The sequence below is a fragment of the Mycobacterium sp. genome (genome assembly GCF_035570115.1).
GTDB lineage: Bacteria > Actinomycetota > Actinomycetes > Mycobacteriales > Mycobacteriaceae > Mycobacterium.
Genome location: NZ_DATMLH010000222.1, coordinates 1 through 14,069 on the forward strand (window position 1 = coordinate 1; position 14,069 = coordinate 14,069).

Sequence of the window (14,069 nt, forward strand, 5' to 3'; positions counted from 1 at the left end):
TTCGCGCAGACCGTCATCGAGAAGTGCCGCTAGCGGCTAGAGCCGGTGGGGAACGTCGTTGATCAGGCCGCCGTCCATCACGAATTCGGCGCCGGTGGCATAAGAGGATTCGTCGCTGGCCAAGAACACCACGAAGGTGGCGACCTCGTCGGAGACGCCGGGGCGGCCGAGCGGGACGGTGACCATGTTGTCCGGGAAATGCTTGGTCATCGGGGTGCGGATGAAGCCGGGATGAATCGAGTTGACCCGGATGTTGTGCGGGGCCAGCTCCAGGGCGGCCGACTTCGACAGGCCGCGCACCGCCCACTTGGAGGCGACGTAAGGATGCACCATCACGGCCCCGCGCAGGCCCTCGATGGACGAGACGTTGATGATCGAGCCGCCGCCCGCGGCCTTCATCGGCTCGACCGCGGCCTGGATGCCGTGGAATGTGCCGTTCAGGTTGACGTCGATGACCTTGTGCCACTTGTCCAAGTTGAACTGTCCCAATTGGCCCAGCGCCACGATGCCGGCGTTGTTGACCAACACGTTCAGCGTGCCGAAGTCGTCGACCGCGGTGGACACCGCGGCGTCCCATTCGGCGGGCTGAGTGACGTCGAGGTGGACGTAGCGCGCGGCGTCACCGATCTGGTCGGCGAGTGCCTTGCCCTCGTCGTCGAGGATGTCGCCGATCACCACCTTGGCGCCCTCGCCGACCAGCGCCCGGGCGTGAGCGGCCCCCATCCCCCGAGCGCCGCCGCTGATCACTGCAACTTTTCCGTCCACGCGTCCCATGAGGCGTCAGGCTACCGCAGCCAGACACGAAATTAGAACTTGTTCCACCGCAGGGCCGGCGACCGCGCACTGCGAAACAATGCAACGATGAGCGTCGCGACCTCGTTACTCACCGCCTGCAGCGGTTTTCTATTCGCCGTGTTGTGGATGGACCTGATGTTCGATGCGCAGGTCTTGGCCGACCGCCGTTCCCGCGGCGACCTGCCCGAATCCGTGCTGGCCTCCATCGCGGGTTACTACCGGCGCGCGGTCACCGGAGCGCGGCCGATGAGCCGGCTGATCGCCGTCGTCATGGTGGTGTTACTGGGAGCGTTGGGGTTCCGAGCGGTCCGAGGTCACGACCCCGGCTGGTTGATGGCGGTATCGGCTGTGCTCGCGGGCGCCCCGGTGCTGCTGGCGCTGACGCACACGGTTCCCAACGCGGTCCGGCTCGGCAACCGTTCGGGTAGCCCGACCGACCAAAGCGCTCTGGCGCGGTCCGTCTGGCGTGATCACCTGGTGTGCGCGGGTGCCATGCTGGCTTTCCTGGCGCTCTGGGTGGCCCACGCCGAGGTGGTCTAAACAGGGCCGGGGGTCACAGCGGGAGAAATCCGTACTAAACTAGAACACGTTCCAGTTACGTCGCCCGCAAGCAGACCAGTAAGGAATCAGGCATGCACACTCCCATCTGTGACGAACTCGGCATCGAGTTCCCGATCTTCGCGTTCACGCACTGCCGCGATGTCGTCGTCGCGGTGAGCAAGGCCGGTGGTTTCGGCGTGCTGGGGGCTGTCGGCTTCACGCCCGAGCAGCTGGAGATCGAGCTCAAGTGGATCGATGACAACATCGGCGACCACCCGTACGGCGTGGACATCGTGATCCCGAACAAGTACGAGGGCATGGACTCGCATCTGTCGGCCGAAGAACTGGCCGAGACGCTGCGCAAGATGGTGCCGCAGGAGCATCTGGATTTCGGAAAGAAGATCCTCGCCGATCACGGTGTCCCGATCGAGGACAGCGACGGGGACAGCCTGCAGCTGCTGGGGTGGACCGAGGCGACCGCCACGCCCCAGGTCGAGGTGGCGCTCAAACACCCGAAGGTGAAGATGATCGCCAATGCGCTCGGTACCCCGCCGGCCGACATGATCAAGCACATCCATGAAGCCGGACTGAAGGTGGCCGCGCTGTGCGGCTCCCCGTCGCAGGCTCGCAAGCACGCCGACGCGGGTGTCGACATCATCATTGCGCAGGGCGGCGAGGCCGGCGGGCACTGCGGCGAGGTGGGCTCGATTGTGTTGTGGCCACAAGTCGTCAAGGAGGTCGCCCCGGTGCCGGTGCTGGCCGCGGGCGGTATCGGCAGCGGCGAACAGATCGCAGCGGCACTGGCTTTGGGCGCCCAGGGGGCGTGGACCGGTTCGCAATGGTTGATGGTCGAGGAATCCTCGAACACCCCGGTGCAGCAGGCGGCCTACGTCAAGGCCGGCAGCCGCGACACCGTCCGCAGCCGCTCCTTCACCGGCAAGCCGGCCCGGATGCTGCGCAACGACTGGACCGAAGCCTGGGAGCAGCCGGACAACCCGAAGCCGCTCGGTATGCCGTTGCAATACATGGTGTCCGGCATGGCGGTGCGCGCCACGAACAGGTACCCCAACGAATCTGTCGACGTGGCGTTCAACCCGGTTGGTCAGGTCGTCGGGCAGTTCAGCAAGGTGGAAAAGACGTCGACGGTCATCGAGCGCTGGGTACAGGAGTACCTGGAGGCCACCAACAGACTGGACGAGCTAAACGAGGCCGCCACCGTCTGACGAACGGCCCTGGACGCCAGGACTATTCGTCGCCGTCGTCGTCGGCGTAGTTGCCAGTGAAGACCTCTTTGGCCCTCTGAACGGCGTACGTGGCGATGTCCAGTGAGTTGTGGACGATATCACCGGTTCCGCCGGCGATGTCCCCCTTGATGATGTGGCCGGCGTCTTCGACGATGTCCGACGACCGCTCGACGGCGTTGGTCACGATGTCTTTGGCGGCGTCGAGCGCATCCCTGGGATTGAAGCCCATTCGCGGTCTCCCTCTGTATCCGTTAGGCCGTCAGCCGCCAACACCGGTGTCCGATGGGAAGCCCGGGCCCATACCGTTCGGGAACCCGCCTCCGGTCAGCTGTCCGACCTGCCAGCCGTGTTCGGTGCAGAGCATCGGCAGCCCGTCGGGCGTCTGAGCTGCCGACCCGCGCGGGTTCGGGCACGGCGCACCGACCTGCTGAACTCCGTTGAGCGGGTAGGAGATCACCCAGAACCCCGATTGGGCGGCCGGGAACTGGTTGATGATGAAGTGACACGCCTCGGCCTGACCGCCCGGGCCGCGCCCGAAGATGAACCGCTCGTAGTTGTCGCACGGCGCACCCGCCGTCGCGTCGTAGTTCATCCCCGGCACGTCGCCGTCGTAGTGGCCATTGTCGGCGGCGGCGGCTGGCGCCAGGCCGACAGCGGAACCCGTGATCGCAGCGGCGATGAACACTTGGCGAATCATGTCCCACCTTCGGTGTCGCGGTGCGGGGACCATTCGTCGCCCCCGGCGGCCTGGGGCAAGCATAGCCAGTGCCGCCTCGACCACAAGGGCGTTTTGCCCGGCCACACGGCGAGATCGGCCGGTGATCAACTGCGCACACAGCGATGCACTACCCGGCACCTGCGGTGCCGACCGGGCCGCCCACGCGGGTCATGAGAACACGTTTCAATCCGTCGCCCGGCAATCCAGTGAGAACACGTTCCATCTCGGCGGTCGCGATGCTTTACTGGGCCAGAACGCTTCACATTTAGAGGTCTTCAGGTCGTATTCATATCCATAGGAGTGCCCTCGATGCCGACTCCAAATCTCCCGCCCGGTTTCGATTTCACCGATCCCGACGTCCATGCCGAGCGGTTGCCGGTCGACGAACTGGCCGAGCTGCGGCGGACCGCGCCGATCTGGTGGAACGAGCAACCCATCGGGGTGGGCGGGTTCGACGACGGCGGCTTCTGGGTGGTGTCCAAGCATAAGGACGTGAAGGAGATCTCGAGGCGCAGCGACGTCTTCTCTAGCCTGCAGAAGACCGCGTTGCCGCGCTACAAGGACGGCACGGTCGGCGAGCAGATCGATCGGGGCAAGTTTGTGCTACTCAACATGGACGCCCCGCAGCACACCCACCTGCGCAAGATCATCTCGCGCGGCTTCACGCCCCGGGCGGTCGAGCGCCTGCGCGACGACCTCAACGAGCGTGCCCGGCACATCGTCGCGGCCGCGGCGGCCGAGGGTTCCGGCGATTTCGTCGAACAGGTGTCATGCGAACTTCCGCTGCAAGCCATCGCCGGCCTGCTGGGCGTGCCCCAGGAGGACCGCATGAAGCTGTTTCACTGGTCCAACCAGATGGTCGGCGATCAGGACCCCGAGTTCGCCACCAACGACGCGATCGCCGCGTCGGTCGACCTGATCATGTACGCCATGCAGATGGCCGCCGACCGGGCCAAGAATCCGGGCGAGGACATCGTCACCAAGCTGGTCGAGGCCGACGTCGACGGCCACAAACTCTCCGACGACGAGTTCGGCTTTTTCGTCATCCTGCTGGCGGTGGCCGGCAACGAGACCACCCGCAACTCCATCACGCAGGGCATGATGGCCTTCACCGACTTCCCCGACCAGTGGGAGCTGTACAAGCGAGAGCGGCCCGCCACCACGGCCGACGAGATCGTCCGGTGGGCCACCCCGGTCACGTCCTTCCAGCGGACCGCCTTGGAGGACTACGAATTGTCCGGCGTGCAGATCAAGAAGGGCCAGCGGGTCGTGATGGTCTACCGCTCGGCCAATTTCGACGAAGAGGTGTTCGACGACCCGTTCTCGTTCAACATCCTGCGTGATCCCAACCCGCACGTGGGCTTCGGCGGTACCGGCGCGCATTACTGCATAGGGGCCAACCTGGCGCGGATGACGATCGATCTCATGTTCAATGCGATCGCCGATCAGATGCCTGATCTGACGTCCGCCGGTACGCCGGAGCGGCTGCGCTCGGGCTGGCTCAACGGCATCAAACACTGGCAGGTCGACTACCACAGCCCAGCTGCGCGGTGCCCAGTCGCGCACTGAGACCTATATTCAAGCAATGGCCACCCATCGAGCTGTCCACGTAGAGTCCGCAGGCGCAGCCTTAGAGCTGGTCGACGTCGAAACCCAATCCCCGGGTCGTGACGAGGCACGGCTGACGGTGACCGCATGCGGGATCTGCGGCACCGACGTCCACTTCGTTGAGGGCGGATTCCCCGGCATGTCGTGGCCGTTGACTCCCGGGCATGAAATCGCCGGAACAATTGCCGAACTCGGGCCCGGCGTCGAGGGTTTCGCGGTCGGCGATCGTGTCGCGGTGGGGTGGTTCGGCGGGTGCTGCTACCACTGCGATCAATGCCGCAAAGGTCACTTCATGCACTGCGAGAACGGGAAAATCCCCAGCTACCAATATCCGGGCGGGTATGCGGAGTCGGTGACCGTGCCGGCCAGTGCGTTGGCCCGGATACCGGACGAGCTCTCCGACGCCGAAGCCGCCCCGATGGGCTGCGCCGGCGTGACGACCTATCACGCGCTGCGCAGCACGAAGGCGGTCCCCGGCGACCGGGTGGCGATCCTCGGCGTGGGTGGGCTCGGTCATCTCGGTGTGCAGTTCGCTCGGGCGATGGGCTTCGAGACCATCGCGATCGCCCGTGGGACCGCCAAAGCCGAGGACGCGCGCAAATTGGGCGCCCATCACTACATCGACTCCACCGCCGGCGACCCCTCCGAAGCGCTGAAGGCCCTGGGCGGTGCCGCGGTCGTGCTGGCTACCGCGGGGAATTCGGGGGCCATGGCAGCGACGGTCGGCGGTATCTCGCCCGAGGGTGAGCTCGTCACGATCGGTGTCACGCCTGAGCCGCTGCCGATCAGCCCGATTCAGCTGATAACGCCCGGAATCAGCATTGTCGGGCATCCCTCCGGGACCGCGAAAGATATCGAAGACACAATGCATTTCGCGGTGTTGTCGGGCGTACGAGCCTGGATCGATGAGCTACCTCTGTCACAAGCCGCGGAAGGCTACGCGACGCTGGAACAGGGGCGGGCGCACTACCGCACCGTTCTTACCATGTGACCGAGGTGTGGACCCTCACCCCGGACGACGGCGAGCTATTGGTCCGCACCGGAGTTGCCGGCAGGGCGGCGAAAATGGGCCACCGGCTCACCATTGCGATGAAGCGGTGGGAGGCGACCGTGCGGTGGTCCGGCGATGAACCCGTCGCGGTGCAGCTGATAGTCGACGTGGATTCGCTCGAAGTTCTGCAGGGCGAAGGTGGGCTCACACCGCTGTCCGGGCCGGAGAAAATCCTGGTTCGGTCGAACGCCTTACGGCAGCTGGGTGCTGGGCGCTTCCCGCGGATCTGCTTCGAGGCCGACGCCATTGAAAAGAGCCGGGACGGCTACCGTCTGGTCGGAACGCTGCAGATCCGCGGAACGACCCGCGATCAGGTGATAGACCTGCGCACCGACGATCTCGATGACACATGGTGGCTGTCCACCCAGGCCGTCGTTCGTCAGTCCGAATTCGGTGTCAAGCCATACTCGTTGGTGATGGGCTCGTTGAAGGTCGCCGACGACGTCACTGTGTCGTTTACCGCACAGCGGGCCAAGAACAGATGACAAGGAGCTGAAATGCGGATCGGAGTGGTGTTCCCGCAGACCGAGATTGGCGCCGACGCGGGTGCAGTGCGCGCGTACGCCGAGCACGTCGAAGCGCTCGGGTTTACCCACCTGCTCGCCTACGACCACGTCGTCGGCGCGGATCCGAACGTACACGCCGGCTGGGACGGTCCGTACGACCTGCACAACACGTTCCACGAGCCGTTGGTGACGTTCGGCTATCTCGCGGCCGTCACGACCTCACTCGAGCTGGTGACCGGCATCCTGATCCTGCCGCAGCGGCAAACCGTCCTGGTCGCCAAGCAGGCGGCCGAGGTGGACCTGCTCAGCGGCGGCCGGCTACGCCTGGGTGTCGGTCTCGGTTGGAACGCGGTCGAGTACGAGGCACTGGGAGAAGACTTTTCGAACCGCGGCAAGCGCAGCGAAGAGCAGGTGGACCTGATGCGCACGCTGTGGACCGAACAGACCGTTACCTACCACGGCACCTATCATCAGGTGACCGGAGCCGGACTGGCGCCGCTGCCGATACAGCGGCCGATTCCGGTGTGGTTCGGGGCATCCTCGTCACGCGCACGCCGGCGCGCCGGCCGCCTCGGCGACGGCTGGTTTCCGATGGTGGGGCCCGGGCCGAAACTCGACCAGGCGCTGCAGGAAGTAGCGCAAGCCGCGACGGAGGCCGGCAGAGACCCCGCCCAGATCGCGATGGAGGGTCGGGTCTCCTGGAACGACAACGTCGACGACCTTGCCGCCGGCCTTAGGGCCTGGGCCGACGCAGGCGCCTCGCATGTGTCGATCAACACCATGGGCGCAGGCCTGGCGTCGGTCGACGACCACCTTCGTGCGTTGACTGGCGCTGCCGAAACCGCCAGGGAATTCGCGGCTTAGCGCCAGTCCGGTAGCCGGCGCTACCCAAATGGGGGTTAAATCGCTTCCGGCCCAGGGTAATCCGCTGCACCACGGATGACTAAGGCGGTGGTGCGCCTGGGTTGGCCGGCGGGGCTTGGCCCGGTGCCGGCTGGTCCGGCGGCGGGTTCTGCTGACCATGCAGGCGCTCGAGCAGCTTGGTAAGCAGCGGATGTGGATTCGGTTCCGGGGGCGGCGGTGGAGCGGCCGGTGGCGGCGGCGCAGGCGGCGGGACCGGTTGGGCGACGGGAACTTCAGCCGGCGGTCCATCCGAAACGGCAGGCTGTGGCTGGGCAGCCGCCGGAGCCCGCGAGGGTGCGGGCGCCGGCGCTGGGCGCGCAACCGGCGCCTCGACCGCTGCCGGCCGGGGAGCCGGGGCTCGCACAACGGGCGGAGGCGCCGCCCGGTGGACCACATGTTGGACCGGTCCGGTCGTTCGGTTGGGAACCAGATGTGGGCCCATGGCGAGCGACAGCGATGCCACGAACGTGACCGCGCCGGCCACCAGCATCGTCAACGCTCCCGCAGCGGAGTGCTGTCGGGAGCTTCCCCGCTCTCCGCGCATGCTGTCGACCGTCTCGAGCATCTCGGTATCGGTGAATTCGATGCTCGCGGCCGACGCGAGGGCGGCGCCGCGCGCCAAGGCCAACTGCGCGCCGGTCTGCGTCATGACGGGGACCGGCACCACTTTCTCAAGCCGCCACGACACCGCTTCGAGCTCCTCATCAGGACCGACGACAACGATGCCGCCCGGCTGCCATGAACTCCGGTCGAACAGCGTCGTCAGCCACTGCACCAGGCGAACGGGCCCGCCGGACAGCTGCTTAATGGCGGTTTGCGGTTCGTTGTCGCAGGTGTCGACCATGACGACGATCGTCGAATCGCCATCCAACACGCAGACAGCGGCCTGCTCGTAGCCGATGACGGGAGCGATCGCCCGGGCCAACATGTCGCAAGCCTCGTGCAACCGAATCGGGACAACATTGTCGAGGCCGGCATCGGTCAGTGACTCCAGCAGCAGCGCGGCCTCCGCGGCCGCTTCGTCACTCCAGGTAACACCGATAACGTGCAGCCGGTGGCCATATCTCGTGGCCCGCGCTTGCGCGTCCAACAGGGCCGCGGTCGTCTGCTCTGAGGTGGTGACCGTGCGCACCCCACCGCCGGTAGCCACCTCGAAATCGTCGTGATCCAGGATGGCGCCGTCGGCATCGCGGCCTTCCACCAGGACCCAGCCGACCGAAGTGGATGTCAGCGACAGCCCCAGTACCGTGTCCAAATTTGCACCTCAATCGTGGCCCAATGTCCATGCGCCGGCACCAGCACCAGACCGTCGAAGCGGTTGGTTCGTGCGCAGCGAAAGTACCGGGACAGCGTGGTCTCGTCGGTCTACCTCGGGTGAGCCTACGCGCTCATCGCGACAACAACCGAACGGGTATAGACATCCCTGCGCATCAAAAAGTTGCCACGAACGGCTGTCTGACCTGCTCTGTGCAGGTGGCGGTGGCCGATGCCGAATTGATATGTCTTTGCGTCCTAATCGACATATGGAGTACCACGCGGTAAGTTTTTGCCAGTAGCGCTTCGGGTAAGGGGCATGGATGACATACGTGAGCGAAAAGACGCGTGGCTGGGTGCGGCGGCTGACGGTCGCCGCTTTTGCGGTCGCCGTACTGCCGGGCCTCATCGGCCTTCTCGGCGGAAGCGCGACGGCAGGAGCGTTCTCCCGGCCCGGTCTTCCGGTCGAGTACCTTCAGGTGCCGTCGGCTGGGATGGGCCGCAGCATCAAGGTCCAGTTCCAGAGCGGCGGGAACAACTCGCCGGCCGTATACCTGCTGGACGGCCTGCGAGCCCAGGACGACTACAACGGCTGGGACATCAACACCCCCGCCTTCGAGTGGTACTACCAGTCCGGGCTATCGATCGTCATGCCGGTCGGCGGGCAGTCCAGCTTCTACACCGACTGGTACCACCCGGCTTGCGGCAAGGCCGGCTGCTCGACCTACAAGTGGGAGACCTTCCTGACCAGCGAGCTGCCTGGATATCTGGCCTCACAGAAGAGCGTCAAGCCGACCGGCAGCGCGTCGGTGGGCATCTCCATGGCCGGTGCATCTTCAATGAATCTGGCGATGTACCACCCCGGTCAGTTCATCTACGCCGGTTCGCTGTCCGGGTATCTCAGCCCGTCCACCGGGCAGAGCTGGATAGGCTTGGCGATGGGTGATGCCGGCGGCTACAAGAAGGAAGACATGTGGGGGCCAGACAGCGACCCGGCATGGCAACGCAACGACCCCACGGTCAACGTCGGCATACTCGTCGCCAATAACACCCGGCTCTGGGTGTACTGCGGCAACGGGACTCCCAACGAATTGGGCGGTGCCAACTTGCCGGCCACGTTCCTCGAGAGCAATTTCATGATCGGCGGCAACAAGAAGTTCCAGGACGCTTACAACGCCGCGGGCGGCCACAACGCGGTGTTCAACTTCCCGGCCTACGGCACGCACAGCTGGGAGTACTGGGGCGCGCAGCTGAACGCGATGAAGCCTGATCTGCAGGGGGCCCTGGGCGCCCACGCCGGCTGAGACCCGCCGTTTTTGCGGCGGACAGTTTCAACGTAGTCGGTTGGTGATATCGATCCACGCCGCTGAGTCGCGGCGGTGGTCGGTGGTGTCCCGGCACTGACCGTGGATGTGTACGACGCCGCGCGTCGAGGAGTCGCCGTCGGGATACAGCAGCGCGTTGACGCCGTCCTTCGACAGATTCCGGCCGAACAGATGCTGATTCGGCGGCAGGCCCTCGTTCCAGCCGTGGGCGACCAAGGCCGCGGCGACAGTGCGGAAATACGTGTCGGCGCCGACGTCGGTGGGCAGCACGAAGTTCAGGTAGACCGCTCCCTGGTACGGCGGATCGTCGCGGTTCTTGCACGACACCAACGAATAGCCCGCCGTCGGCTGCGCCAGCCCGGCAATCGCCACGATGTCCTTCGCCTGCTCGACGACCTCAGCCTGGGTTTGTTCGTCGGTGACGGCGGGGCCGGGGTGCTCGACAGCATCGGCGGCTGATGAATGCAACCAGTCGATCGCCAGGAAAGCCGCGCCAAATATCAAGGCAGCCAGCAATGTGGCGGCAATGAGCATCCGCGCAGCCGGCGAATGATGGCGTGCTGACGGTCCACCAGCGTCACTCATGGTTGATCACGCAACGGCTGACCGCCGCGGAGGGGTGTCAGCCCCCAAGAGCCGCGAGGAGCTCCTTGATCCGGGCCGCTTCCTCGTCGGTCGGGATTTCCTCGGCCTCGATGGCGTCGAGGAGATCGGCCGTCAGCCCCGCGCCGTTGGCGGTTTCCTGCGCCGACAGTTTGGCCCGCCGACGGACGGCATACAGTTGCTGACCCAACGTCGCGCCGGGCGCATCGGCGGCCATGGCCATCAGGTCGTCGTAGCGTGTTCGAACTCCGCTCAACGAGACGATGACCGACGGCGTTGCCCTGCCGCGAGACGCTGCTTTGGTGAGTGCGGTCTGCAGCTTCCGCAGCCCGGAAAGAATCACGTTGGCGCGTCCGGAGAACTCCGGGTCGTTGATGTCGGGCAAGGCGTCGATCGCTGCGGAGAACATCTGCATCGCCGCCTCGACCAAGCTGACGATGACCGGCGCCTCGCCGTCATCCGGTCCGCCGCCCTTGGAACGCTTCGTGCCGTGGAAGGACTCACTGAACTCTGCGTCGATGATGATCACCCGTCTTGATCGAGATGGAAGACGTCGAAACGCTAGCGCGGATTCATCGTCGGGACAAGGGTTGGACCCGCGCCACCAGGCCGGCGGCCACGTCAAAAGATATATTCACGAACCGTTCTTTGCTGCCCAAAGAACGGTTTGTTATCGAATATCCGCGCGGGTCGCATTGCAGGTCTTGTGCAGGCGCCGTGTCGCGAGAAGAGTAAATGCATGACCGAACAGAAATTGATTGAGCACTGGATTCGAGGCTGTGCGGTACAACGGATCGCGTTCCATGACGGTCTGGTGCTGAACCTAGAGGATTACAACGAACTCGTCATCTCGACACGGATAACCCTGACCCTGCCGGCCACCGCCACCTCTCCTGTTGAGGTTGTGTCCGTCGACCCTAATGCCCCAGCTGTCGACGAGCGACCGCTTTTTGATTTCGCCGGAGCGACGTGCACCGACATCGTCTGGGATGACGCCGGAGACTTGCACCTGGAATTCTCGGACGGACATCGGATCGACGTGGCGCCCGACGATCGCGTCACCGCGTGGGAGCTGTACGGCAAATACCACGGCTACGCCGTCTGCCTGCCGGGTGGCAAGGTGAAGGTGGTGCGGCACGACGTGCCGGTCGACAGCGAGGACTAGCGGCGACAGGTGAGACTCAGCTTGCCGAAGTAGTCGCGTCGGTAAAGATCAGCGTTTCCGGTCACCGGTCCGGCGCGGGCATGCTTGGATCGGCCCATGCAGGGCTCGGCGACGGTTCATATGGCGGCACCTGCGGACAAGATCTGGAACCTGATCGCGGATGTCCGCAACATCGGGCGGTTTTCCCCCGAAACATTCGAGGCCCAATGGCTTGACGGTGCTGGCGGGCCGGCGCTTGGGGCGCGATTCCGCGGCCACGTCAAGCGCAACGAAATCGGGCCGGTGTACTGGACGACCTGCCGAGTCACTGCGTGCGAGCCGGGCCGTGAATTCGGTTTCGAGGTGCTCGTTGGCGACAGGCCGGTGAACAACTGGCATTACCGACTGACGCCCACAGGCGACGGCACCGATGTCACCGAATCATTTCGGATGAATGCCTCCGCGTTCACCACGCTGTATTACTGGCTGTTTGGCGGTTACCTGCGTCAGCGACGCAACGTGCGTGACATGACCAAGACGCTGCGCCGCATCAAGGATGTGGCCGAGGCGTGAATCGATCGAGCTGAGTGAGGTTGCCATGGGACAGTGGTCGCGCAGTGAGATCGAGTCGGCATTCGAGCATCACAAACAAGTCGTCGTAGAGATCGGTTCCAGTTGGGATTGGTCACGGTTCGCCGATCAGTTCACCGAGGACGCAACCTACGTTGAGCACACCTACGGAACCTTTAACGGTCGCGAGCAGATCCGCGATTGGATCGTCTCGACGATGAATGTCTTCCCGGGAAGTGAGATGCCGTCTTATCCGACGTCGTGGCACTCCATCGACGAGGACCGCGGCTGGGTGTTCTGCGAGTTCCTCAATCGGATGCGGGATCCCGGTGACGGGAGCATTCACCAGGCGGCCAACTTGTCGGTCATGAAGTACGCCGGTGAGGGACTGTGGAGCTATGAGGAAGACGCCTACAACCCGATGAACTTCCTGCCGATGGTCCGCGACTACATCCAGCGCTGTCATGCGCTCGGCACCGCCAGCGACGACGCGATCGCGTTCGCGAAAAACATGAACTGGGAACTGGCCTAACGGCTGACCCTGGCCTTGGCCGTAGGCTGGCGATAGCACTGCGGAGACGATCTGGAGGCCTGCGCGTGGACATCGCATTCAAGCAGCGGTTGCACTGGCTGGCGCTGCATGGTTTCGTGCGCGGCGGCGCATCGATCGGCGCCCGACGGGGTGACCTGCAGGCTCGGCTGATCGCCGACCCGACCGTGAAAGCGGACCCGGTGCCGTTCTACGAGGAGGTGCGGGCTCGGGGTCCGCTGGCGCGTTCACGAATCGGCTACATCACCGCGGACCACGCAGTCGGGCATGAACTGCTGCGATCCGACGACTTCCGGGTGCTTTCGATCGGATCGAACCTACCGGCGCCGCTGCGGTGGCTGGAAGGTCGCACCCGCGACGAGCTGCTCCATCCGTTGCGGCCGCCGTCGTTGCTGGCAGTAGAGCCGCCAGACCACACGCGCTACCGGAAGACGGTGTCGTCGGTGTTCACCACGCGGGCGGTCGCCGCACTACGGGACGGAGTCGAGCAGACTGCGGAGACACTGCTCGATCAGCTGTCCCGCGAACCGGGTGTCGTCGACATCGTCGACCGGTACTGTGCGCAGCTGCCGGTGGCGATCATCAGCGACATCCTGGGGGTGCCCGACGCGGATCGACAACGGGTTCTCGAGTTCGGCGAACTCGCAGCGCCCAGTTTGGATTTCGGCCTCACCTGGCCGCAATACCGGCGCGTGCAGCGCGGGATCGCGGGATTCAACTTCTGGCTCGTCGAGCATCTGCAACAGTTGCGGCGGAATCCAGGCGACGACCTGATGAGCCAGCTGATCCAGAAGGCCGAAAGTGGTTCCGAGGAAACATATCTAGACGAATCTGAACTCCATGCGGTCGCCGGTTTGGTGTTGGCCGCCGGTTTCGAGACGACGGTGAATCTGTTGGGTAACGGGATTCGCATGCTGTTGGACACTCCTGAGCATCTGCACACACTGAGTCAGCGTCCAGACCTGTGGCCCAACGCCGTCGAAGAGATCTTGCGTTTGGAATCACCGGTGCAGCTCACCGCGCGGCTGGCGGTCAACGACACCGAGATCGCGGGCACCGCAATCAAACAAGGCGAACTGGTCATCGTGTACGTCGCCGCGGCCAACCGTGACCCGGCCGTGTTCGCCGACCCGGACCGCTTCGACATCGAACGCGACAACGCGGGCAAGCATCTGTCGTTCTCCGGCGGAAGGCACTTCTGCCTTGGCGCGGCGCTGGCGCGTGCGGAAGGCGAGGTCGGCCTGCGGACGTTCTTCGA

The 14,069-nt window shown here is 64.9% G+C and carries 17 protein-coding genes; 11 read left to right on the top strand and 6 right to left on the bottom strand.

Features of this window, described 5'->3' with window-relative positions:
- Positions 1 to 36: 36 nt before the first annotated feature.
- Positions 37 to 774, bottom strand: coding sequence for a glucose 1-dehydrogenase (locus VNW74_RS19790; RefSeq protein ID WP_325679891.1), 738 nt, complete (start codon positions 772 to 774; stop codon positions 37 to 39).
- Between the two features lie 87 nt (positions 775 to 861).
- Between VNW74_RS19790 and VNW74_RS19795 the strand changes: the two genes are divergently transcribed.
- The gene (locus VNW74_RS19795; protein ID WP_325679893.1) at positions 862 to 1,335 is read left to right on the top strand and encodes a hypothetical protein; all 474 of its coding nucleotides are present in this window, start codon (positions 862 to 864) and stop codon (positions 1,333 to 1,335) included.
- A gap of 92 nt (positions 1,336 to 1,427) precedes the next feature.
- Positions 1,428 to 2,558 carry a nitronate monooxygenase family protein gene (locus VNW74_RS19800; RefSeq protein ID WP_325679895.1) on the top strand — a complete coding sequence of 377 codons (1,131 nt, stop codon included), beginning with the start codon at positions 1,428 to 1,430 and terminating at the stop codon, positions 2,556 to 2,558.
- A 22-nt stretch (positions 2,559 to 2,580) separates the two neighbouring features.
- On the opposite strand, the gene VNW74_RS19805 is transcribed toward VNW74_RS19800, so the two are convergent.
- Positions 2,581 to 2,808, bottom strand: a complete 228-nt coding sequence (locus tag VNW74_RS19805) for a hypothetical protein (RefSeq protein ID WP_325679897.1) — start codon at positions 2,806 to 2,808, stop codon at positions 2,581 to 2,583.
- A 30-nt stretch (positions 2,809 to 2,838) separates the two neighbouring features.
- The gene (locus VNW74_RS19810; protein ID WP_325679899.1) at positions 2,839 to 3,276 is read right to left on the bottom strand and encodes a hypothetical protein; all 438 of its coding nucleotides are present in this window, start codon (positions 3,274 to 3,276) and stop codon (positions 2,839 to 2,841) included.
- A gap of 330 nt (positions 3,277 to 3,606) precedes the next feature.
- On the opposite strand from VNW74_RS19810, the gene VNW74_RS19815 reads away from it, so the two are divergent.
- Genes VNW74_RS19815 through VNW74_RS19830 form a run of 4 tightly spaced genes read left to right on the top strand, consistent with a single transcriptional unit; the run spans position 3,607 to position 7,326 of the window.
- Complete coding sequence (locus tag VNW74_RS19815; protein WP_325679901.1) at positions 3,607 to 4,866, top strand: cytochrome P450; 1,260 nt, start codon at positions 3,607 to 3,609, stop codon at positions 4,864 to 4,866.
- Between the two features lie 16 nt (positions 4,867 to 4,882).
- Positions 4,883 to 5,896: an alcohol dehydrogenase catalytic domain-containing protein gene (locus VNW74_RS19820; protein WP_325679903.1), complete on the top strand. Its 1,014-nt coding sequence runs from the start codon at positions 4,883 to 4,885 to the stop codon at positions 5,894 to 5,896.
- A gap of 5 nt (positions 5,897 to 5,901) precedes the next feature.
- Positions 5,902 to 6,441: a YceI family protein gene (locus VNW74_RS19825; protein WP_414686728.1), complete on the top strand. Its 540-nt coding sequence runs from the start codon at positions 5,902 to 5,904 to the stop codon at positions 6,439 to 6,441.
- A 12-nt stretch (positions 6,442 to 6,453) separates the two neighbouring features.
- Positions 6,454 to 7,326 carry an LLM class F420-dependent oxidoreductase gene (locus VNW74_RS19830; protein WP_325679907.1) on the top strand — a complete coding sequence of 291 codons (873 nt, stop codon included), beginning with the start codon at positions 6,454 to 6,456 and terminating at the stop codon, positions 7,324 to 7,326.
- Between the two features lie 79 nt (positions 7,327 to 7,405).
- On the opposite strand, the gene VNW74_RS19835 is transcribed toward VNW74_RS19830, so the two are convergent.
- Positions 7,406 to 8,620 (bottom strand): DUF7159 family protein, encoded by a 1,215-nt coding sequence (locus VNW74_RS19835; RefSeq protein ID WP_325679909.1) that lies wholly within the window; start codon positions 8,618 to 8,620, stop codon positions 7,406 to 7,408.
- Positions 8,621 to 8,942: 322 nt separating this feature from the next.
- On the opposite strand from VNW74_RS19835, the gene VNW74_RS19840 reads away from it, so the two are divergent.
- Positions 8,943 to 9,923: an alpha/beta hydrolase family protein gene (locus VNW74_RS19840; protein WP_325679910.1), complete on the top strand. Its 981-nt coding sequence runs from the start codon at positions 8,943 to 8,945 to the stop codon at positions 9,921 to 9,923.
- A 27-nt stretch (positions 9,924 to 9,950) separates the two neighbouring features.
- Here the strand turns inward: VNW74_RS19840 and VNW74_RS19845 are convergent, their stop codons facing one another.
- Together VNW74_RS19845 and VNW74_RS19850 are read right to left on the bottom strand one after the other, a co-directional pair.
- On the bottom strand, positions 9,951 to 10,529 hold the full coding sequence (locus VNW74_RS19845; RefSeq protein ID WP_325679911.1) for a hypothetical protein: 579 nt from the start codon (positions 10,527 to 10,529) through the stop codon (positions 9,951 to 9,953).
- A 37-nt stretch (positions 10,530 to 10,566) separates the two neighbouring features.
- Complete coding sequence (locus tag VNW74_RS19850) at positions 10,567 to 10,956, bottom strand: hypothetical protein (RefSeq protein ID WP_325679919.1); 390 nt, start codon at positions 10,954 to 10,956, stop codon at positions 10,567 to 10,569.
- Positions 10,957 to 11,286: 330 nt separating this feature from the next.
- On the opposite strand from VNW74_RS19850, the gene VNW74_RS19855 reads away from it, so the two are divergent.
- The 4 genes from VNW74_RS19855 to VNW74_RS19870 all read left to right on the top strand — a co-directional run.
- On the top strand, positions 11,287 to 11,712 hold the full coding sequence (locus VNW74_RS19855) for a DUF6188 family protein (RefSeq protein WP_325679912.1): 426 nt from the start codon (positions 11,287 to 11,289) through the stop codon (positions 11,710 to 11,712).
- Between the two features lie 96 nt (positions 11,713 to 11,808).
- Positions 11,809 to 12,264: an SRPBCC family protein gene (locus tag VNW74_RS19860; protein ID WP_325679914.1), complete on the top strand. Its 456-nt coding sequence runs from the start codon at positions 11,809 to 11,811 to the stop codon at positions 12,262 to 12,264.
- Positions 12,265 to 12,289: 25 nt separating this feature from the next.
- Complete coding sequence (locus tag VNW74_RS19865; protein ID WP_325679917.1) at positions 12,290 to 12,793, top strand: nuclear transport factor 2 family protein; 504 nt, start codon at positions 12,290 to 12,292, stop codon at positions 12,791 to 12,793.
- Between the two features lie 71 nt (positions 12,794 to 12,864).
- Positions 12,865 to 14,069 (top strand): cytochrome P450 (locus VNW74_RS19870; RefSeq protein WP_325679921.1); only part of this gene is annotated, 1,205 nt, incomplete at its 3' end.